Source organism: Pectobacterium sp. 1950-15 (genome assembly GCF_037136835.1).
In the GTDB taxonomy this organism is placed as follows: domain Bacteria; phylum Pseudomonadota; class Gammaproteobacteria; order Enterobacterales; family Enterobacteriaceae; genus Pectobacterium.
This window is the reverse complement of the sequence record NZ_JBBBQR010000009.1, coordinates 14,159-34,901: the sequence shown is the minus strand read 5'-3', so window position 1 is coordinate 34,901 and position 20,743 is coordinate 14,159. Positions and strand designations below refer to the sequence as shown.

18 protein-coding genes are annotated in these 20,743 nt (G+C 53.3%); 13 read left to right on the top strand and 5 right to left on the bottom strand.

Annotated elements, in window-relative coordinates; translation table 11 throughout:
• Positions 1 to 36: 36 nt before the first annotated feature.
• Positions 37 to 2,676 (bottom strand): phosphoenolpyruvate carboxylase, encoded by a 2,640-nt coding sequence (gene ppc / locus WCT94_RS11775; protein ID WP_336869711.1) that lies wholly within the window; start codon positions 2,674 to 2,676, stop codon positions 37 to 39.
• Between the two features lie 585 nt (positions 2,677 to 3,261).
• Positions 3,262 to 4,635, bottom strand: coding sequence for a PTS transporter subunit EIIC (locus tag WCT94_RS11770; protein WP_336869710.1), 1,374 nt, complete (start codon positions 4,633 to 4,635; stop codon positions 3,262 to 3,264).
• Positions 4,636 to 4,957: 322 nt separating this feature from the next.
• Between WCT94_RS11770 and WCT94_RS11765 the strand changes: the two genes are divergently transcribed.
• Entirely contained in the window at positions 4,958 to 6,157 is a 1,200-nt protein-coding gene (locus WCT94_RS11765) for a starvation-sensing protein RspA (protein WP_336869709.1), read from the top strand.
• 7 nt (positions 6,158 to 6,164) lie between these two features.
• Here the strand turns inward: WCT94_RS11765 and WCT94_RS11760 are convergent, their stop codons facing one another.
• Both WCT94_RS11760 and argE read right to left on the bottom strand, forming a co-directional pair.
• Positions 6,165 to 6,878 (bottom strand): GntR family transcriptional regulator, encoded by a 714-nt coding sequence (locus tag WCT94_RS11760; protein ID WP_015842154.1) that lies wholly within the window; start codon positions 6,876 to 6,878, stop codon positions 6,165 to 6,167.
• A 54-nt stretch (positions 6,879 to 6,932) separates the two neighbouring features.
• On the bottom strand, positions 6,933 to 8,084 hold the full coding sequence (argE, locus tag WCT94_RS11755; protein ID WP_336869708.1) for an acetylornithine deacetylase: 1,152 nt from the start codon (positions 8,082 to 8,084) through the stop codon (positions 6,933 to 6,935).
• Positions 8,085 to 8,286: 202 nt separating this feature from the next.
• On the opposite strand from argE, the gene argC reads away from it, so the two are divergent.
• The 12 genes from argC to hemB all read left to right on the top strand — a co-directional run bounded on the left by argC (position 8,287) and on the right by hemB (position 20,102).
• Complete coding sequence (gene argC / locus WCT94_RS11750) at positions 8,287 to 9,291, top strand: N-acetyl-gamma-glutamyl-phosphate reductase (protein WP_015842152.1); 1,005 nt, start codon at positions 8,287 to 8,289, stop codon at positions 9,289 to 9,291.
• Positions 9,292 to 9,328: 37 nt separating this feature from the next.
• The gene (gene argB, locus WCT94_RS11745; protein WP_015842151.1) at positions 9,329 to 10,102 is read left to right on the top strand and encodes an acetylglutamate kinase; all 774 of its coding nucleotides are present in this window, start codon (positions 9,329 to 9,331) and stop codon (positions 10,100 to 10,102) included.
• 61 nt (positions 10,103 to 10,163) lie between these two features.
• Positions 10,164 to 11,537, top strand: coding sequence for an argininosuccinate lyase (gene argH, locus WCT94_RS11740; RefSeq protein ID WP_039278778.1), 1,374 nt, complete (start codon positions 10,164 to 10,166; stop codon positions 11,535 to 11,537).
• Positions 11,538 to 11,751: 214 nt separating this feature from the next.
• A complete protein-coding gene (gene rmuC, locus WCT94_RS11735; protein ID WP_336869707.1) occupies positions 11,752 to 13,314 on the top strand; it encodes a DNA recombination protein RmuC in 1,563 nt (520 codons plus the stop codon).
• A gap of 135 nt (positions 13,315 to 13,449) precedes the next feature.
• Positions 13,450 to 14,205: a bifunctional demethylmenaquinone methyltransferase/2-methoxy-6-polyprenyl-1,4-benzoquinol methylase UbiE gene (ubiE, locus tag WCT94_RS11730; RefSeq protein ID WP_102116977.1), complete on the top strand. Its 756-nt coding sequence runs from the start codon at positions 13,450 to 13,452 to the stop codon at positions 14,203 to 14,205.
• Between the two features lie 12 nt (positions 14,206 to 14,217).
• Positions 14,218 to 14,841, top strand: coding sequence for a ubiquinone biosynthesis protein UbiJ (ubiJ, locus tag WCT94_RS11725; RefSeq protein WP_336869706.1), 624 nt, complete (start codon positions 14,218 to 14,220; stop codon positions 14,839 to 14,841).
• Positions 14,838 to 16,478: a ubiquinone biosynthesis regulatory protein kinase UbiB gene (gene ubiB / locus WCT94_RS11720; protein ID WP_336869705.1), complete on the top strand. Its 1,641-nt coding sequence runs from the start codon at positions 14,838 to 14,840 to the stop codon at positions 16,476 to 16,478. Before ubiJ ends, ubiB begins: the two co-directional genes overlap by 4 nt.
• 81 nt (positions 16,479 to 16,559) lie before the next feature.
• Entirely contained in the window at positions 16,560 to 16,820 is a 261-nt protein-coding gene (gene tatA, locus WCT94_RS11715; protein WP_319850180.1) for a Sec-independent protein translocase subunit TatA, read from the top strand.
• A 3-nt stretch (positions 16,821 to 16,823) separates the two neighbouring features.
• Entirely contained in the window at positions 16,824 to 17,417 is a 594-nt protein-coding gene (gene tatB, locus WCT94_RS11710) for a Sec-independent protein translocase protein TatB (RefSeq protein WP_336869704.1), read from the top strand.
• Between the two features lie 3 nt (positions 17,418 to 17,420).
• Positions 17,421 to 18,173, top strand: a complete 753-nt coding sequence (gene tatC, locus WCT94_RS11705; protein ID WP_319850182.1) for a Sec-independent protein translocase subunit TatC — start codon at positions 17,421 to 17,423, stop codon at positions 18,171 to 18,173.
• 106 nt (positions 18,174 to 18,279) lie between these two features.
• Positions 18,280 to 19,062, top strand: coding sequence for a 3'-5' ssDNA/RNA exonuclease TatD (gene tatD, locus WCT94_RS11700; RefSeq protein WP_336869703.1), 783 nt, complete (start codon positions 18,280 to 18,282; stop codon positions 19,060 to 19,062).
• A gap of 17 nt (positions 19,063 to 19,079) precedes the next feature.
• On the top strand, positions 19,080 to 20,102 hold the full coding sequence (gene hemB, locus WCT94_RS11695; RefSeq protein ID WP_336869702.1) for a porphobilinogen synthase: 1,023 nt from the start codon (positions 19,080 to 19,082) through the stop codon (positions 20,100 to 20,102).
• Between the two features lie 108 nt (positions 20,103 to 20,210).
• On the opposite strand, the gene rfaH is transcribed toward hemB, so the two are convergent.
• Entirely contained in the window at positions 20,211 to 20,699 is a 489-nt protein-coding gene (gene rfaH, locus WCT94_RS11690; RefSeq protein ID WP_039364226.1) for a transcription/translation regulatory transformer protein RfaH, read from the bottom strand.
• Positions 20,700 to 20,743 lie beyond the last annotated feature (44 nt).

Sequence of the window (20,743 nt, the reverse complement as noted above, 5' to 3'; positions counted from 1 at the left end):
ATAGTTTTGCTGTGTGTAGCTTTGCTGTTTGGGTGATTAACCCGTATTACGCATACCCGCTGCAACACCGGCGATGGTGACCATCAGCGCCAGTTCCAGATCGGCATCCGGTTTTTCCTGCTGACGTGAACGGTGCAGCAACTCGGCCTGCAACACGTTCAGGGGATCGGTGTAGACGTTACGCAAGGCGATCGACTCGGCGATCCACGGCAGATCCGCCATCAGGTGATCGTCGTTAGAGATCGCCAGCACGATGTTGATATCGGCGGCCAACTGATCGCGCAGCTGTTGCCCTAACGGCCACAGCTTCTCTTCGACCAGACGCTGATCGTAATACTCTGCCAGCCACAGGTCGGCTTTGGCGAATACCATCTCCAGCATACCGATACGCGTTGAGAAGAACGGCCAGTCGCGGCACATCTCTTCCAGCTGTTCCTGTTTACCGTCATCCACCACTTTCTGCAACGCGGCACCCGCGCCGAGCCAGGCTGGCAGCATCAGACGGTTCTGCGTCCAGGCGAAAATCCATGGGATAGCACGCAGGCTTTCTACGCCGCCGTTCGGACGACGTTTGGCCGGACGTGAACCCAGCGGCAGTTTGCCCAGTTCCAGCTCCGGCGTTGCGGCGCGGAAGTAAGGAACGAAATCCGGGTTCTCACGCACGTATCCACGGTACATATCACAGGACACGCGGGACAGCTCATCCATCACCTCGTGCCATTCCTGTTTTGGTTCCGGCGGTGGCAGCAGGTTCGCTTCCAGAATCGCACCGGTATACAGCGCCAGACTGCTGATGGTGACTTCCGGCAGGCCGTATTTAAAGCGGATCATCTCGCCCTGTTCGGTCACACGCAGGCCGCCTTTCAGGCTACCCGGCGGTTGTGACAGCAGCGCAGCATGAGCTGGTGCGCCACCGCGACCGATGGAACCGCCGCGTCCGTGGAACAGCGTCAGTGCGATACCCGCTTTCTCACAGGTTTTGATCAGCGCGTCCTGTGCACGGTACTGCGCCCAGGAGGCAGCCATCACGCCCGCGTCTTTCGCGGAGTCGGAATAGCCGATCATGACCATCTGCTTGCCCTGAATAAAGCCGCGATACCAGTCGATGCTCAGCAATTGCGTCATGACATCATCGGCGTTGTTCAGGTCGTCCAGCGTTTCAAACAGCGGCGCGACTGGCAGGGCAAACGGGCAGCCCGCCTCTTTGAGCAGCAGGTGAACGGCCAGCACGTCGGAAGGCGTGCGCGCCATTGAAATAACGTAAGCGGCGATAGAGCCCTGCGGCGCTTTGGCGATGACCCGACAGGTATCCAGCACTTCTTTGGTATCCGCACTGGGTTCCCAGTAACGTGGCAGAAGCGGGCGCTTGGAGCTCAGTTCACGGATCAGGAAGGCTTGCTTGTCGGACTCTGACCAGCTTTCGTAGTCGCCCAGACCCAGATAACGGGTAATCTCAGCCAGCGCTTCGGTGTGGCGGGTGCTTTCCTGACGGACATCGATGCGGACCAAAGGCACGCCGAAGCAGCGTACGCGGCGCAGCGTATCCAGCAGGCGACCGTCGGCGATGATACCCATGCCGCAGGTTTTCAGTGATTGGTAGCAGGCGTGGAGCGGCTCCCAAAGCTGTTCGTTGGTAATCAGCAGATCTTTAGGGGGCAGACGTTCTTCACCCGTTAAGCGCGCTTCCAGGTAGCTCAGCGTACTGCTCAACTGCGAACGCAGTGATTTCATGATGGCGCGGTACGGTTCCTGCACTTCGCTACCACCGGCCAGTTCCAACAGCTCCGGCGTACATTCGGACATCGACAGCTCGGAAACCAGCACCTGAATATCACGCAGGAACAGATCGGCGGCTTTCCAGCGGCTGAGTAGCAGCACATGGCGAGTCACTTCTGCCGTCACGTTCGGGTTACCGTCGCGGTCGCCGCCCATCCAGGAGGTAAAGCGCACCGGAACGGCATCAACAGGCAGACGGTAGCCGAAAGCCTGCTCCAACTGCTCATCCAGCTCGCGTAAAAACGCGGGCACGCCTTCCCACAGGCTGTTTTCCACCACGGCGAAGCCCCATTTGGCTTCATCTACCGGGGTAGGACGAATTTTACGGATTTCATCGGTGTGCCAGGACTGCGCGATCAGCTGGCGCAGACGACGCATGATCTGATTACGTTCATAATCAGCCAGGTCGTTATGGTCGAGCTGCTTGAGGCAGGTATTCACTTCCACCAGCTTGTGGATCAGCGTCCGGCGGGTAATTTCGGTCGGGTGTGCGGTCAGCACCAGTTCGATTGACAGTGACTCCACGGCATCGCGGATATCGCGTTCGGTCAGATCTTTGCTTTCCTTCAGGCGTTCAAAGGCGCTGGAAAGCTGTGCCGGGTTGCTCGCTGCCTCACCGTGCGGTGAAATCGTATGATATTGCTCAGCGGTATTGGTCAGGTTAAGGAACTGGCTGAATGCGCGGGCAACGGGCAACAGTTCATCGTTAGACAGGTTTTGCAGCGTGGTCAGCAACTCCTGACGATGTTTTTCATTACCTGCACGAGAAGACTTTGACAACTTGCGGATTGTTTCGACTTTATCAAGGATATTTTCACCCAGCGCTTCCTTGATGGTGTCGCCGAGCAGTTTGCCGAGCATACTGACGTTACTGCGCATTGCGGAATATTGTTCGTTCATAGTTACCCTGACCCACCCCTACCATTTTTGTAAGTTTATTTCACTTGACATATTTTGACGCACTGCCTCCATCTAGCCACGATAAGGCGGGTTCGTCAATTGACGATTCTTTCTTCTCCTTATTCTTTGTACTTGCATTGAGGCGGGCTTGGCAATTTGTGAAATTTAATTACAGGGGCGCGGATATTAGGCTAACTAATATACTCGTCATACTTCAAGTTGCATGTGCGTTGGCGACGATACTCGGCCCACTAGCGTGTGTCTCACCCCGTTGGGGCCGCTGCAAGCAGCGTTCAAATCTGCCTCTGGCAGATTTGTCAGTCACCCGAATCACTTACCTGAGTAAGCTCATCGGGATGAAATGAGAGACATCCGGTCTCTCACCGAAGGCCAGCCGTTGGCTGGTCAAATTCGTTCCCGACGAATTTGTCCTTCGCTTGCCGCGTTACGAGGCGCATAAATGAGCCTCACCCTGCGGGCCAACGCTTTGCGTTGTTCAAAACGCTAACGTTTTGTCCTGAAACTCGAATTATTTAGAGTATCGCGGAGGGGGGATGGCGGGGCGCAACGGCCCCGCGAGTGCGGTTACGACTGTTTGGAAGCTCTGACAACCAAGATGTAGGTCAGCGTGAAGGAAAGCACGATGGCGATGGCCATGCCGGAAACGGCGTAGCTAAAGTACGGGCCGATGTAGGCTGGCAGGCTGAAAATACTCGACAAGATGTAGCCATACAGCCGGACACCGAAGTACGCGATAAAGGCCGAGGCGATGGAGCTGGCAATAGTCGCGGAGATAAATGCTTTTTTATACTTGGTCAGGACGCCGAAGAGTGCAGGTTCGGTAATACCGAGCAGCGCAGACACCCCAGCAGACAGCACGACAGATTTGTCCTGACGGGTTTTGGCATGGAAGTAGATGGCAAAGGTGGAACCTGCAATCGCCATGTTAGCCATACACATCATTGGCATCAGCATATCAAAGCCCTGATTGCTGAAATTTTGCAGCGCAATGGGCGTCATCGCGTGATGCATGCCAGTCAGAATCGCGACAGGCCGAATCGCACCGACCACGAAACCAGCAAAAATAGACGACACATCGAACAGGCTCTGAATAAACAGTGCCAGCAGTTTACCGAGGTAGATCCCGAATGGCCCGATCACCGTGAGCGACACCAGTGCGGCGATAAACAGCGTCAGCGTTGGGGTAAACACGGTTTTCAGCACCGAAGGCATGATTCGGTCGACCCAACGATGGATATAGCTCAGTGCCAGCACGGAGAAGATCACCGGGATGACGCTGGCGGCATAGTTGAACACCGGAATAGGCAGCACACCGATGAAGTAAAAGGCGCTGACCGCATTAGGGCTATTGCTGGCTAGTGCCTTCGCCGCTTCTATCAACGACGGGTACATCAGGCAGGCTGCAACGGCCGCTGCCAGATATTCGCTTGTTTTAAATATCCTGGCTGCGGAGATGGCGAGGAAGAAAGGTAAGAAATAGAACACACCGCTGGCGATCAGATCGAGGACGATCACGGTATCGGTTTTGGCAGAGACCACTTTCAAGGCAATCAGCCCTGCCAGCAGCCCTTTGATCATCCCTGCGCCAGCGATGGCGGGAACGATTGGGCCGAACACACCGGAAACCGTATCCATGAACAGCGAAATCAGCCCCTTCTTCTGCTTCTGCACGTCTGACTGCGATGTCGTTGTAGGCGAAAGCTGTGCGCTCAGCAGTTCGTAATACTCGTTGACCTGTGGCCCGATAATAATTTGAAATTGCTCGCTTTGGTGTTGCGCACCTAATATGCCGGGCAGATTTTTGATCGCCTCGGTTTGCACTTTACTTTCATCAATTAAATCAAACCGAAGCCGTGTCATACAGTGCCAGGCTTTATTAATGTTTTCGTTTCCGCCAACCAGTTTAATGATTGACTGAATAACATCATTTTTTCCCATGGAATAAACCCCCAACATGACCTTATGTTATTTTTGGCCGAATTATTTCCTCAGATAGTAAAATCTTAAAAAATAAAAAACAAACCAATAAAACATGAGATTCATCACATGATTAGTCTATAAGGGGGTATTTATTGCAATTATTCAATAATTGGTCTGGTTTTTTTATCAATTAGATGGCTTTTTCAAACCAAAATAATTCTTTTAAAGAAGAGGTTTACAATAAAAGAAAAAATAAGTAGAAAACAAAAAAGAAACTGATTTTTAGACTGCATTTTTGCCGGCTAGCGCTATTCCGGAAAATGCGTCGGAGGATATTTTTTTGTTACCGACAATCATTACTGACATTGAATGTCTTGTTACCCGCCCTGACCGCCATAATTTAGTGACGGTGGTGGTTCGTACAGATAAAGGCGTCACGGGTTATGGCTGTGCGACCTTCCAGCAGCGACCGCTGGCCGTAAAAGCGATGGTCGACGAGTACCTCAAACCGCTTCTGCTCGGACGAGATGCTAACCATATCGAAGATCTGTGGCACATGATGATGGTTAACGCCTACTGGCGTAACGGGCCGGTGATCAACAATGCGGTGGCGGGCGTCGATATGGCGCTGTGGGACATCAAGGGCAAGCTGGCGGATATGCCGCTCTATCACCTGTTTGGTGGGAAATCCCGCGATGCGATCGCGGCCTACAGTCATGCTGCCAGCGATACGCTGGATGGGCTGTATCAGGACGTGGAACGGCTGTATGCGCAGGGTTACCGTCATATTCGCTGCCAGTTGGGGTTCTATGGTGGCAATCCTGACGCGCTGCACAGTACGCGCCAGCCAACGGAGGGAGCCTATTACGATCAGGATCAGTACATGGCTAACACGATCGCCATGTTCCGTGCGCTGCGCGAGAAATATGGCGATCGCTTCCACATTCTGCATGATGTCCATGAGCGTCTGTTCCCGAATCAGGCCGTGCAGTTCGCCAAAGCAGTAGAAGCCTATCGTCCCTATTTCATCGAAGATATTTTGCCGCCTGCGCAAAACGAGTGGCTGGCGCAGATCCGCAGCCAGAGCGCGGTGCCGCTGGCGACTGGGGAGCTATTTAATAATCCTGCCGAGTGGCAGAATCTGGTAATTAACCGGCAGATTGATTTCATTCGCTGCCATGTCTCACAGATTGGCGGGATTACACCTGCGCTGAAGCTGGGCGCGTTCTGTCAGAACTTTGGCGTTCGGCTGGCGTGGCATTGCCCACCGGATATGACGCCTATCGGCGCGGCGGTCAACATTCACCTCAATATCCACCTGCACAATGCCGCCATTCAGGAGTTTGTCGCTTACCCGGAAAATACCCGTAAGGTCTTCCCGCAGGCGGTAGAACCGGAGAATGGCTATCTGTATCCGATTGAGCGCCCCGGTATCGGCGTTGGGATCGATCTGGACGCGGCGCGGCAGTTCCCCGTCGTCTATCGTCCGCACGAATGGACACAGAGCCGCCTGCCTGATGGCACGATGCATACGCCCTAAGTCAGCGTTACGGCGACTGGCGGAAGGTGAGGTTATCGAGGTTTAAGGGGATAACGTAGGTACAGGTGTAGTTGATGTCGATGATATCGCTCGATTCGTACACGCGACCGCCCTGTAAAATGCCGCGATTGAGAATATGCATCGCGGCCGTGCCTTTCTTGCAGTCCAGCAGCTCAGCCTGAGCTTTGGTGACGTTCACTGCCTGATAATGTGTCAGGTAGTGTGAAATCGCATAGCCCTTGCTGAGCACATACTGCTGAATAGAACCTTCAATAATCTTCTGATTCATCTCTGGGAAATCTGCGGCTGGCATTTTCGATATTTCGATCTGCACCTTACGGTTATCGACATAACGTAATCGACTGAATTCCCAGATAAACTCTTTATCACTGATAGCAAATACCTGCTGCTCCTCTCGGTTCGGCAGGCGCTTATGTAGACTAAGCAAGCGGGATGAAATCTGATTAAATTTCTTTTCGGTAATCGAGTTGTACACCAACGGGTTGCTGCGTACGCCCTGATTAATGAAGTTACCTGAGCCTTGCACCATATGGATCGCACCAATACTGGCGAGCTTTTCCAGCGCCTGGCGGATAGTGAAGCGTGACACACCGTATTCCTCCGCCAACTGACGTTCCGGCGGCAGCTTTTCCGGCAGTGGGTCGGTATGCTGATAGATTTTGCTCAGTAAATCCTGCGCGATGAAATCTTTCTTTTTCATGGATTGTCTCAAAATAGCCCTGCCAGCGTAGCTGACAAGGCCGTTTGCGTCGGATCAATGGTGGCAGAAGTGATGAATCACCTGCGAAATCAGCTCCCGCGTTGGTTTGATAAACTTGGTATCAATGTATTCATCCGGCTGGTGCGCCTGTTCGATCGATCCCGGCCCCAGAACCAGCGTCGGGCACAGCGTCTGAATAAACGGCGCTTCGGTGCAGTAGTTCACGATTTCCGTTTTCGTTCCCAGCAGGTTCTCCACGACCGATACCAGACGGTGATCGGGCGGGCATTCATAGCCGGGAATCGGCGGGTGCAGTTCGCTAATGGTCAACCGACCCGGCCAGCGCTGGCTGACGGGCTCAAGTGCTTCTGACAGCAGTCCGTCCAGGTCGTTAAGCGTGATGCCAGGCAGCGGACGGATATCCATATGCAGTTCACAGCAGCCGCAGATGCGGTTAGCAGCATCGCCGCCGTGAATGTGGCCGAGATTCATGGTGGGGTGAGGAATGTGGAAAATCGGGTTGTGATAGCGTTCCTGTAGGGTGTTGCGCAGCACCAGCAGGTGGGAAATTGCCTCATGCATCAGCTCAATCGCGTTCACGCCGCGTGAAGGATCGCTGGAATGGCCGGACTGTCCCTGAATACGGATCGCGTTGGACATATGGCCTTTGTGCGCCCGCACTGGCTGCAACGAGGTCGGTTCGCCGATGATGGCGCAGTCCGGGCGAATCTGCGTAGATTCGGAGAAATATTTGGCGCCGGCCATCGTCGTTTCTTCATCCGCTGTCGCCAAAATATAGAGTGGCTTTGTCAGCTTGGTTGGATCGATATCGCGTAACGCATCCAGAATAAAGGCAAAGAACCCTTTCATATCCGCCGTACCCAGACCGTACAGCTTATTGTCGTGTTCGGTCAGCGTGAAAGGGTCGCGCGTCCAGCGGCCGTCGTCGAACGGGACGGTATCGGTATGTCCCGCCAACAATAAACCGCCTTTTCCTTCACCAATCCGCGCGAGCATATTAAATTTATTGAGAGTGCCGGGAACCGGTTGGACTTCAACATGGAAGCCGAGATCGCCGAACCAGCCTGCCAGCAGGTTGATTAACGTCTGATTACTTTGATCGAGCGCGCTGTCGGTGGCACTGATGGACGGTGTAGCGATTAGTGCCCGATATAGCTCAATAAAAGGGGGTAAATTCATCTTCACTGTTGACAGCCTCTGGTTAGGATAGTATCAATATTCATGCATTTATTGTGAATAAAAATACAATAACGCGCGGTGAAAGGAAACCCAAAGGTACGGCGATGGCGATTCGTCACTTTCACTGAGCTTCGCGGGTGAACTGCGTACAGACGCTGGTGAGCCCTGTTACCTGTTCCATAGATAAATAAGAAGGTATACGGATCCCATGCTGAATACGCTGATTGTTGGTGCAAGTGGTTATACCGGCGCTGAGCTTGCGCTCTACCTGAACCGTCACCCACAGATGAACATAACCGCTTTGATGGTTTCTGCGCAAAGTGTCGATGCAGGAAAATTGATTTCTGATTTACATCCGCAGCTCAAAGGTATCATTGATGTGCCGGTAAAACCGCTGACCGATGCTGAAGAAGCAGCGAAAGGCGTGGATGTCGTTTTTCTGGCGACCGACCACAAAGTCAGCCACGATCTGGCCCCGGTTTTTCTGGCGGCAGGCTGCACCGTTTTTGATTTGTCCGGCGCGTTTCGCGTACAGGATGCCGAATTTTATCGTCGCTACTATGGCTTTGAGCATCAGCACCCTGACTGGCTGGCAAAAGCGGTTTATGGGCTGGCTGAATGGCGTGCTGAAAGCGTCAAACAGGCACAGCTGATTGCCGTGCCGGGCTGTTATCCAACGGCCGCGCAGCTGGCGCTGAAGCCGTTGCTGGACGCACAACTGCTGAACCCGGCGCAGTGGCCGGTGATTAACGCGGTGAGCGGCGTGAGCGGGGCGGGACGTAAAGCGTCGATGACCAACAGCTTCTGCGAAGTCAGCTTTCAACCGTACGGTATTTTCAACCACCGCCATGAGCCTGAAATTTCAACGCACCTCGGCACGCCAGTGATCTTCACGCCGCATTTGGGCAACTTCGCTCGCGGTATTCTGGAAACCATCACCTGCCGTCTGCAACCGGGCGTTACGCAGCAGGATGTCGCCGAAGCCTACCACAATGCCTATCACGATAAGCCACTGGTACGTCTGTATGATAAGGGCGTTCCGGCGCTGAAATCCGTTGTCGGCCTGCCGTTCTGCGATATCGGTTTCTCCGTTGACGGTGAGCACCTGATCGTCGTGGCGACCGAAGATAACCTGCTGAAAGGTGCTGCGGCACAGGCTGTGCAATGCATGAACATTCGTTTTGGTTTCCCTGAAACCCAATCGTTAATTTAATGACTACTGGTCCCGACATTTCGAGGCGTGAAGCATAATGAATCCGTTAATTATCAAGTTAGGTGGCGTTTTACTGGATAGCGAAGAAGCGCTGGAGCGTCTGTTCACCGCGCTGGTGGCTTACCGTCAGGAACATCAGCGTCCGCTGGTGATTGTGCACGGCGGCGGCTGTCTGGTGGATGACCTGATGAAAAAGCTGTCTCTGCCTGTTGTGAAGAAAAATGGCCTGCGCGTCACGCCAGCCGATCAGATCGATATCATCACCGGTGCGCTGGCGGGGTCTGCTAACAAAACGCTGCTGTCATGGGCGAAGAAGCATGACATCAACGCGGTTGGCCTGTGTCTGGGCGATGGCGGCAGCACGACGGTCACGCAGTTAGACGAAGCGCTAGGCTTTGTAGGTAAAGCGGAAGCGGGATCGCCTGCGCTGCTGAACACGCTGCTGTCTGCGGGTTATCTGCCTGTTGTCAGCTCTATCGGGATTACGGCGCAGGGCGACCTGATGAACGTCAACGCCGATCAGGCGGCGACGGCGCTGGCACAAACGCTGGGCGCGGATTTAATCCTGCTGTCTGATGTGAGCGGCATTCTGGACGGTAAAGGTCAGCGTATTGCCGAAATGACGGCGGAAAAAGCCGAACAGCTGATTGCTCAGGGCATTATTACCGACGGCATGATTGTTAAGGTCAACGCCGCGCTGGATGCCGCGCGTGCGCTGGGGCGTCCGGTTGATATCGCCAGCTGGCGTCATGCCGAGCAGCTACCTGCGCTGTTCAACGGCGTGGCGATTGGTACACGTATTCTGGCGTAAGTCGTTTCTGGGTATGGCATGATGCGATACCAACATGAATTAAATTCTGGGAGTAATCGTTATGGCTTTGTGGGGCGGTCGGTTTAGTCAGGCAGCAGATCAGCGTTTTAAACAATTTAATGACTCACTGCGGTTTGATTACCGTCTGGCGGAACAGGACATCGTTGGCTCGATCGGCTGGTCGAAAGCGCTGGTGACGGTCAATGTGCTCAGCGAGCAGGAGCAGCAGCAACTGGAACAGGCGCTGAATGCGTTGCTGGTTGAGGTACAGGCTGACCCTGAGATGATCCTGCAAAGCGATGCAGAAGACATTCACAGCTGGGTTGAACAGCGCCTGATTGAGAAAGTCGGCGATTTAGGTAAAAAACTGCATACCGGTCGTAGCCGTAACGATCAGGTCGCGACCGACCTGAAACTGTGGTGCAAAGCGCAGATTGCAGAGCTGCTGCTATCGGTACGCCAGCTGCGTCAGGCGCTGGTCACGACGGCGGAAGCGAATCAGGATGCGGTGATGCCGGGCTACACCCATTTGCAGCGCGCACAGCCGGTGACGTTTGCACACTGGTGTCTGGCCTACCATGAAATGCTGGCACGTGATGAAAGTCGTCTGGAAGATACGCTGAAGCGTCTGGATGTCAGTCCGCTGGGCTGTGGCGCGCTGGCGGGAACGGCTTATCCGATCGACCGTGAGCAACTGGCGGGCTGGCTGGGATTTGCCTCGGCCACGCGTAACAGTCTGGATACGGTTTCCGATCGCGATCATGTGCTGGAACTGCTGTCTGATGCTTCGATCGGCATGATCCACCTGTCGCGTTTTGCCGAAGATCTGATCTTCTTCAACAGTGGTGAAGCCGCGTTCGTTGAGCTGTCTGACCGTGTGACATCCGGTTCTTCCCTGATGCCGCAGAAGAAAAACCCGGATGCGCTGGAGCTGATTCGCGGTAAATGTGGCCGCGTACAGGGTGCGTTGACCGGCATGATGATGACGCTTAAAGGCTTGCCGCTGGCGTATAACAAAGACATGCAGGAAGACAAAGAAGGGCTGTTTGACGCGCTGGATACCTGGCACGACTGCCTGATGATGGCGGGTCTGGTGCTGGAAGGCATTCAGGTTAAACGTCCGCGCTGTAAAGAAGCGGCTGAGCAAGGCTACGCGAACTCGACAGAGCTGGCAGACTATCTGGTCGCGAAAGGCGTTCCGTTCCGTGAAGCGCACCATATCGTGGGTGAAGCGGTAGTTGAAGCCATTCGTCAGGGTAAAGCGCTGGAAGCGTTGCCGCTGGCCGATCTGCAAAAATTCAGCGCCGTGATTGGCGAGGATGTCTACCCGATTCTGGCGTTGCAATCCTGTCTGGATAAGCGTGCAGCACAAGGTGGCGTGTCACCGCAGCAGGTCGCTAAAGCGATTAGTGATGCGAAACAGCGCTTAGCCTAAGTTGTGCCTCTCTTTCCCCCAACGTTAATGTTTCACGTTGGGGGAATTTCAGGGTTACCCCTCTGATTCTTCTGCAAATTATCATCTATCCATTTTCATATGGAATGCGGCTCGCATTTTTCTGCTCAACCTACTCCCCATCAGAATTGTTTCTGGACATCCATACAGTATCATTTTACCTTGACCGACAGCGTGAAAGGCCTGCGGAGGCAAAGTGGATATCAGCATATTTTATGGTCTGGGCGGCGGCGCGGTAGGGCTACTGATCGGGTGGTTGATTGCCAGCCTGATTCATCAGCAGAAGCTGTCGCAGCATGACACCGAACAGCGGTTGCTGGCACAGACGTTACAGCAGACTCAGCAGTCGCTCAGCGAACAGCAGCAGGTCAAGCAGCAGGATGAACAGCGGCTGCGGCAAAACGAGTTGGAACTGCGCACGGTTCATGCTCAGCTCTCTGCCAGCCACGAAAAGCTGCAACAGTTGGGTGAGCTTCGCGCAGAGTGCGTGCAGCTAAATCAGGAGCTGCGAACGCTGCGTGAAATAAACAGCGCACAGGAAGCAGAACTACGGGAAGTCACCATTCGGCTGGAAGAAACCCGTATGGCGGCGGAAGAAAAGCAGCGGTTGTTAGCAAATAGCGAACAGCGGTTGACGACGCAGTTTGAGAATCTGGCGAACCGGATTTTTGAACACAGCGGCCGCAAAGTGGATGAACAAAATAAACAGAGTTTGGATAAGCTGCTGATGCCGCTGCGTGAGCAGCTTGATGGTTTTCGCCGTCAGGTTCAGGACAGCTTTGGGGCGGAAGCGCGTGAGCGTCACACGCTGGCGCATGAAATCCGCAATCTGCAACAGCTGAACGCGCAGATGGCACACGAAGCCATCAACCTGACGAAAGCGCTGAAGGGCGATAATAAAACGCAGGGGAACTGGGGCGAAGTGGTACTAAGCCGCGTGCTGGAAGCCTCCGGCCTGCGTGAGGGGTATGAGTATCAAACGCAGGTCAGCGTGCAAACGGGGGCAAATAGCCGCCTGCAGCCGGATGTCATTGTTCGTTTACCGCAGGGCAAAGATGTTGTGATCGATGCCAAGATGTCGCTGGTGGCCTATGAACGCTATTTCAATAGTGATGATGACATCGAACGTAATGCGGCGCTGAACGAACATTTGCTCTCGGTACGTAGCCATATTCGGCAACTGAGCAGCAAAGATTACCAGCAGCTTCCGGGGCTGCGTTCGCTAGATTACGTGCTGATGTTTATCCCAGTCGAGCCCGCTTTTCTGGTTGCTATCGATCGCCAGCCCGAATTGATCAACGAGGCGCTAAAGCACAATATTATGCTGGTCAGCCCGACCACGCTGCTGGTGGCGCTGCGTACCATCAACAACCTATGGCGCTATGAACAACAGAGCCGCAACGCACAGCACATCGCTGAGAAAGCATCACGGCTGTACGATAAACTGCGGCTGTTCGTCGATGATATGGAAGCGATGGGGCAGAGTCTGGATAAAGCGCAGGGCACTTATCGCCAGGCAATGAATAAACTTTCCTCTGGGCGTGGTAACCTTATTGGCCAGGCTGAGGGGTTCCGCGCGCTGGGGGTCGAAATTAAACGCACCATCAGCCCGTCATTGGCCGAAAAAGCGACGGCCCATGAGCACGCTGAACGCGATGAATTACCGGGTTCTGTCGCACCCGACAGTGTTTCACCACCTGTGAAAGCGGAGGGTGACGCAGCAGAAACCCCCTCCGCTACCCGTACTAACTCGTACTAAATCGGTATGGATTTCGCGGGCTTGGCACCATGCTATGCGAAAGAAATTAGTGCAGTGGGGTTTTTATCCGGGTCTGGTACACTCTCACCATAAATGGGTAGACCCGAAATTTGACTGAAATAGTAGGCGGATAAGATGGCAAGTGAGCAGGAGAATACGGCCGACTTTGGTTTTCGGACTGTCGCCAGGGATGAAAAAGAAGTCATGGTGGCTGAAGTTTTTCATTCTGTAGCAGCAAAGTATGACTTGATGAATGACCTGATGTCCTTTGGCATTCACCGTATCTGGAAGCGTTTCACCATCGAATGCAGTGGCGTAAGACGTAACCAGCGTGTTCTGGATCTGGCCGGAGGAACAGGGGATTTAACTGCCAAATTCTCCCGTATGGTTGGCGAAGGCGGTGAAGTCATTCTGGCTGACATCAACGCCTCAATGCTGAAAGTAGGCCGTGAGAAACTGCGTAACAAAGGCATTATCGACAACATCAACTACGTGCAGGCCAATGCAGAAGCGCTGCCGTTCCCTGATGACTTCTTTGACTGCATTACTATCTCCTTTGGTCTGCGCAACGTGACGGACAAAAACAAAGCGTTGCGTTCAATGTACCGTGTTCTGAAACCGGGTGGTCGGTTGCTGGTGCTGGAATTTTCCAAGCCGATAATTAAGCAGCTGAGCACCGTTTACGATGCGTATTCATTTCATATCCTGCCGAGGATTGGCGAAGCCGTGGCGAGTGATGCCGGGAGCTACCGCTATTTGGCGGAATCCATCCGCATGCATCCCGATCAGGAAACGCTGAAAGGGATGATGAGCGACGCCGGTTTTGACAGTGTTAACTATTTCAACCTCACCGGTGGAATCGTTGCACTGCATCGTGGGTTTAAATTCTGATTGGAAACGCCAATGCTGATAACGTCTTTTCTGACTGCTACGCTGGAAACCGCGCTGAATCAGCTGCTTTTTCACGATACGGTTTCTTGCGATCGAAGCATGAAGTCTGCCCGCCAGCGCTTACAGGGGAAAACACTTCAGATCGAGCTGGCTGAACTGGATGTGCCCTTGGTGCTGGTGTTTAACGAACAGCGTCTGGACGTGATCAGCCAATGGGAAGAGCCAGCAGATTGCAGCCTGAAAACACGCGTTCCGGTTCTGATGAAATTACGCGATCGCCAACAGCTATCGTCGCTGATGCGCAGCGGCGAACTGGTGATTGAAGGCGATATTCAAGTTGTTCAACAGTTGATTGTGCTGGTTGATTTAGCGGAGTTCGATCCCGCGGAATGGCTGTCTCCCTATCTGGGCGATATTGTTGCTCAAGGTCTTAGCCAGACGGCACAGAAAACCCTGAGTTTCCTGAGACGGTCATTACATCAGCAGCAACATTTCCTGTCCGAAACGTTAACGGAAGAGTGGCGACTGGCTCCAGGAAAACTGGAAAATGCCTGGTTCCATGAGGAAATTGTTGCGCTGGATAAATCCGCCGATACGTTGTCCGAACGGCTGGCGAAGCTGGAGGCTTTACGATGACGCCCAGTGAATTACGCCGCCTTTACAGCATTGTGCGTGTGCTGTTGAGCTATGGTCTGGACGAACTCATTCCTAAAATGCGCCTGACGTTTCCGCTGCGTGCGGGCCGTCGTCTGCTGTTCTGGTTACCCAATCGTCACCGCAACATGCCTTTAGGGGAACGTCTGCGTTTGGCGCTTCAGGAACTGGGGCCCGTGTGGATTAAGTTCGGGCAAATGATGTCTACGCGCCGCGATCTCTTCCCACCGGCCATCGCCGATCAATTGGCGATGTTGCAGGATAAGGTTGAGCCGTTTGATGGCAAGCTGGCACGTGAGCAAATTGAGCTGTCGATGGGGGGGATTCCTCTTGAAGAGTGGTTTGATGATTTTGACATTAAACCGCTGGCTTCTGCCTCAATTGCACAGGTGCATACCGCCTGTCTGAAAAGTACGGGAAAAGAGATCGTTATCAAGGTGATCCGCCCAGATATCTTGCCGGTCATCAAAGCGGATATGCGCCTGATGAAACGGCTGGCTGGCTGGTTGCCTCGCCTGTTACCGGATGGTCGCCGCCTGCGGCCACGCGAAGTAGTGCTGGAATACGAAAAAACGTTGCTTGATGAGCTGAACTTGCTGCGGGAAGCAGCCAATGCCATCCAATTGCGACGGAATTTTGAGAACAGCCCGATGCTGTATGTACCGGAAATTTATTCGGATTATTGCAGCGAAGGCATGTTGGTGATGGAGCGTATCTACGGTATTCCTGTTTCTGATGTCGACGCGCTGAAAGCCAATGGAACGGATATGAAGCTGCTGGCAGAACGCGGCGTTCAGGTTTTCTTCACGCAGGTATTCCGCGACAGTTTCTTCCATGCGGATATGCATCCCGGCAATATCTTTATCAGCTACGAGCACCCGGAAGATCCACAATATATCGGCATTGACTGTGGTATCGTCGGCTCGTTGAATAAAGAAGATAAGCGCTATCTGGCCGAGAATTTCATCGCCTTCTTCAACCGTGATTATCGTAAAGTCGCCGAACTGCATGTGGATTCGGGCTGGGTGCCTGCGGATACCAATGTTGCCGATTTTGAATTTGCTATTCGTACGGTCTGTGAGCCGATCTTCGAGAAGCCGTTGGCGGAAATTTCGTTCGGCCATGTATTATTGAATTTGTTTAATACGGCGCGTCGCTTCAACATGGAAGTACAGCCCCAGCTGGTGTTGCTGCAAAAAACGCTGCTGTATATTGAAGGCGTTGGCCGGCAGCTTTATCCGCAGCTCGATCTGTGGAAAACCGCTAAGCCGTTTCTGGAAACCTGGCTGAAGCAACAGGTCGGTTTGCCTGCGGTTTTCCGTGCGCTCAAAGAAAAGGCGCCGTTCTGGGCTGAGAAACTGCCGGAAGTGCCTGAATTGTTTTATGACGGGCTGCGTCAGCATAAGATGTTAAAGCACAGCGTCGATCAACTGGCCTATGAGTTGAAAACGCAGCAAGCGCGTCAAGGGCAGTCACGATATCTTTTGGGTATTGGCGCAACGTTGCTAATCAGTGGTACGTTGTTACTGATCAGTCGTGTTGAAGCCGATATGGTTCCCGCAGGGCTGATGGCAGCAGGAATTGTTGCCTGGATTATCGGCTGGCGTCGAACTCGTTGAAGCAGATCATGATGCACGCCAGAATTACCCGATATAATTACGGGAATTCTGTCGTTCCCCTTTTTGAAAGAGGTAAATGTTATGGGTGGTATTAGTCTCTGGAATCTGTTGATTATCGCAGTCATTGTCATCTTGCTGTTCGGCACTAACAAACTGAGAACGCTGGGTTCGGATCTGGGCGCGTCCATCAAAGGCTTTAAGAAAGCAATGGGTGACGATCAGCCGTCCACTAGCGCAGACAAAACGCAGCCAGATGCTGATTTCTCTACCAAGTCTATTGCTGACAACCAGACAGACGTCAAGCAGGGTGACACGAAGAGCCAGCATAAAGAGCAGGTGTAATCTGTGTTCGATATCGGTTTTGGTGAATTGCTATTGGTGATGGTTCTTGGCCTGATTGTCCTCGGGCCGGAACGTTTGCCTGTGGCAGTCAAGACGGTTGCAAGCTGGATCAGGACGCTGCGTGCGCTGGCGTCTACCGTTCAGAATGAGCTGTCGCAGGAACTGAAACTTCAGGAGTTTCAGGAAAGCCTGAAAAAAGTCGAAAAAGCCAGTTTGCAGAATCTGTCGCCTGAGTTGAAAGCCTCAATGGATGAACTTAAAGAAGCGGCAGAAGCGATGAAACGTGGCTATACCGAAACATCGTCGCCGCAAAAGTCTGAGGGGCATCAAAAGTCAGATGATCCGAACGCGACGGTGGAACCGCCTCGCAGCACCCCGCTAAACGATCCTGAAGCGGCCTATGACGGGGTCATTGAAACGGAAACCGCAGTACGTCCGGCAGACAGCCAGCCTAAGCCTGAAAAGGGGGCTGCTGCTGAACATCACCATGAGAGCGGCAGCGCCACCGGTGCTGAAGCTGTCGGCAGCGATAATGTCAAACCTGAGCAGTCCCAGCCTTCTGCTGTTTCTGCCCGCCAACCGAGTGATAGTCGTTAGTTTATGGCCGATGAAGATACTCAACCGCTAATTAGCCACCTGATTGAGCTACGCAAGCGGCTACTGAACAGCATTATCTGTGTGCTGGCGGTATTTATTGCACTGGTGTACTTTGCCAACGACATCTACCAGCTGGTTTCTGCTCCGCTCATCGAGCAATTACCGGCGGGTGCCAGTATGATCGCGACCGATGTTGCCTCGCCTTTCTTTACGCCGATAAAGCTGACGATGATTGTCTCAGTGTTTGTTGCTGCACCGCTGGTGCTGTATCAAGTGTGGGCGTTTGTGGCCCCAGCCCTGTATAAACACGAGCGTCGTTTAATGATGCCGCTGTTGGTCTCCAGCAGCCTGCTGTTTTATGCGGGAATGGCGTTTGCGTACTTTGTGGTGTTCCCGCTGGCGTTTGGCTTTTTTGCCAAAACGGCGCCCGTTGGCGTGCTGATTGCGACCGATATTAATAACTACCTCGATTTTGTTATGGCACTGTTCATGGCGTTCGGGGTATCGTTTGAAGTGCCGGTTGCCATTGTGCTGCTCTGCTGGAGTGGTGTGGTGACGCCGGAAGATCTGAAAAGAAAGCGCCCTTATATTCTGGTCGGCGCGTTCGTTGTCGGCATGTTGCTAACGCCGCCGGATGTTTTCTCACAGACGCTGCTGGCAATCCCCATGTATCTGCTGTTTGAAATCGGCGTCTTCTTCTCGCGGTTTTACGTTGGCAAAGGCCGACGGACTGAAACCGAAGAGCCATCGCAGTAACAAACGGTTTCCTGCGGTAGGACGGTAAAATGACCTCTCTTTGAGAGGTCTTATTTTTTTATTCGCCAGAGTGACATTGGCGAACGGTCACGAGCAGGTGAGAGTCATGTTTGATATTGGCGTTAACCTAACCAGTTCTCAGTTTGAGAAAGACAGAGAGCAGGTCGTCATTCGGGCGAAGCAAGCGGGTGTCAGTGGCATCTTGATCACGGGAACAAATGCTCAGGAAAGCCTGCAGGCCATGTTACTGGCGCAAGCCTACCCCGATTACTGCTGGTCAACGGCGGGTGTTCATCCACATGATGCTAGCCAATGGAATGACGCTATCGCCGAACAGGTTCATCACATGGCAAGCGACGACGGTGTGGTTGCCATCGGCGAATGTGGATTGGATTTCAACCGTAACTTTTCGACGCCAGAAGAACAAGAGCGGGCATTCAGCGCGCAGCTGGCGATTGCGGCTGAACGATCTATGCCAGTTTTCCTTCACTGCCGTGACGCGCATTCCCGTTTTATCTCGTTGCTAACACCCTGGCTGAATCAGTTGCCTGCCGCTGTGGTCCACTGCTTTACCGGCAATCGTCATGAATTGGATGAATGTCTGGCTGCGGGGTTGATGGTTGGCATTACCGGCTGGGTTTGCGATGAGCGTCGCGGACTGGAGCTACGAGCCTTACTGCCGCATATTCCTGCCGATCGGCTGTTGGTGGAAACCGATGCACCTTATCTGTTACCCCGGGATTTACGCCCTAAACCGGCATCCCGCCGTAACGAACCCTGTTATCTGCCTCATATTATTCGCCAGATTGCGGAGTGGCGTGGAGAAGATGCCACATGGTTGGGACAGACAACAGATGAAAATGCCCGTCGGGTTTTCCGGCTGGCCTGATTCAGGAGAATAATGACATGAGCACTGCTTTTCCCGGCACTTTTCCCGGCCGACGTATGCGTCGCATTCGTCGCCATGATTTCAGCCGTCGCCTTGTTGCTGAGAATCAACTGACGGTGAACGATTTGATTTATCCCGTTTTCGTGATGGAAGGGACAAATTATCGTCAGGAAGTTCCCTCAATGCCGGGGGTATACCGGATGACTATCGATGTGCTTCTGAAAGAAGCCGAAGAGATTGCTAAGCTCGGCGTGCCGGTGCTGTCGTTGTTCCCCGTTGTTGAAGCGGATAAGAAATCACTCTATGCCGAAGAAGCCTATAACCCGGATGGCTTGGTTCCCCGCACGATCCGCGCGCTGAAAGATGCCGTTCCTGAGTTGGGTTTGCTGACGGATGTGGCGCTCGATCCCTACACGACGCACGGGCAGGACGGGATTATTGATGAAGACGGTTATGTGATTAACGACGTCACCAAGGAGATTTTGGTGCGTCAGGCGCTGTCCCACGCTGAAGCTGGAGCCGAAATTATTGCGCCCAGCGATATGATGGATGGCCGTATCGGTGCTATCCGCGACATGCTGGAAGCGCAGAACCTGATTAATACCCAGATTATGGCGTACTCGGCTAAGTATGCATCGTGCTATTACGGACCTTTCCGCGATGCCGTGGGTTCAGCCAGCAATCTGAAAGGAGGCAACAAGAAAACCTACCAGATGGATCCGGCCAATAGCGATGAAGCCTTACAGGAAATCGCGCAGGATTTGCAGGAAGGCGCGGATATGGTGATGGTGAAACCGGGGATGCCTTATCTGGACGTGGTGCGCCGCGTCAAGGATACGTTCGGTGTGCCGACGTTCGCCTATCAGGTCTCTGGTGAATATGCGATGCACATGGCGGCGATTCAGAACGGTTGGTTGCAGGAGCAACCGGTGGTGATGGAGTCTCTGCTGTGCTTTAAACGCGCGGGTGCGGATGGGGTGCTAACCTATTTTGCCAAACGTGTCGCACAGTGGCTGCACGATCAGCACATGCAGCGCTAAGTTTGTTTCATCCGGCGCGGTATAAACGCGCCGGGTAAGGCAAAACGCAAAGACGTCGGGCTACGTTTTTCGACGCGCTATTTTTTCAAAAGACTATTTTTCAAAGGGCTAAGCTTTGCGAAATTCGCGGTTATCGATGCTCTGCCTGACCTGCTTGTTCAACATATTCAGCAACAGCATCGAACGGGCTTCGCCGTCAGGCTCAGTGTAAATCGCCTGAAGGCCAGAGAAAATCCCGTCGGTAATGACCACGCTATCACCGGGCTGCGGCGTCAGTGGGTCAATGATTCCCTGAATAGGGCGAAGCGATAACTCATCGATAACCTGCTGAGGAATGGTCGCGGGCAGTGCGCCGAATCGCACAAAGTTGCTCACCCCACGCGTCGCGCTGATGGTGGTGGTGTGGATGCGTTCGGGGTCGAATTCCACAAACAGGTAGTTCGGGAATAGCGGCTCACACACTTCCGTTCGTTTACCACGAACGATTTTATCCAGCGTGATCATCGGGCTCACGCAGGTCACATCCTGACGTTCCAGATGCTCTTTCGCGCGCAGCAGTTGACCACGTTTACAATACAGTAAGTACCAGGCTTCCATAATTTCGCAGACTTATGATTCCGACGAGCAAGCATAACAAAAGC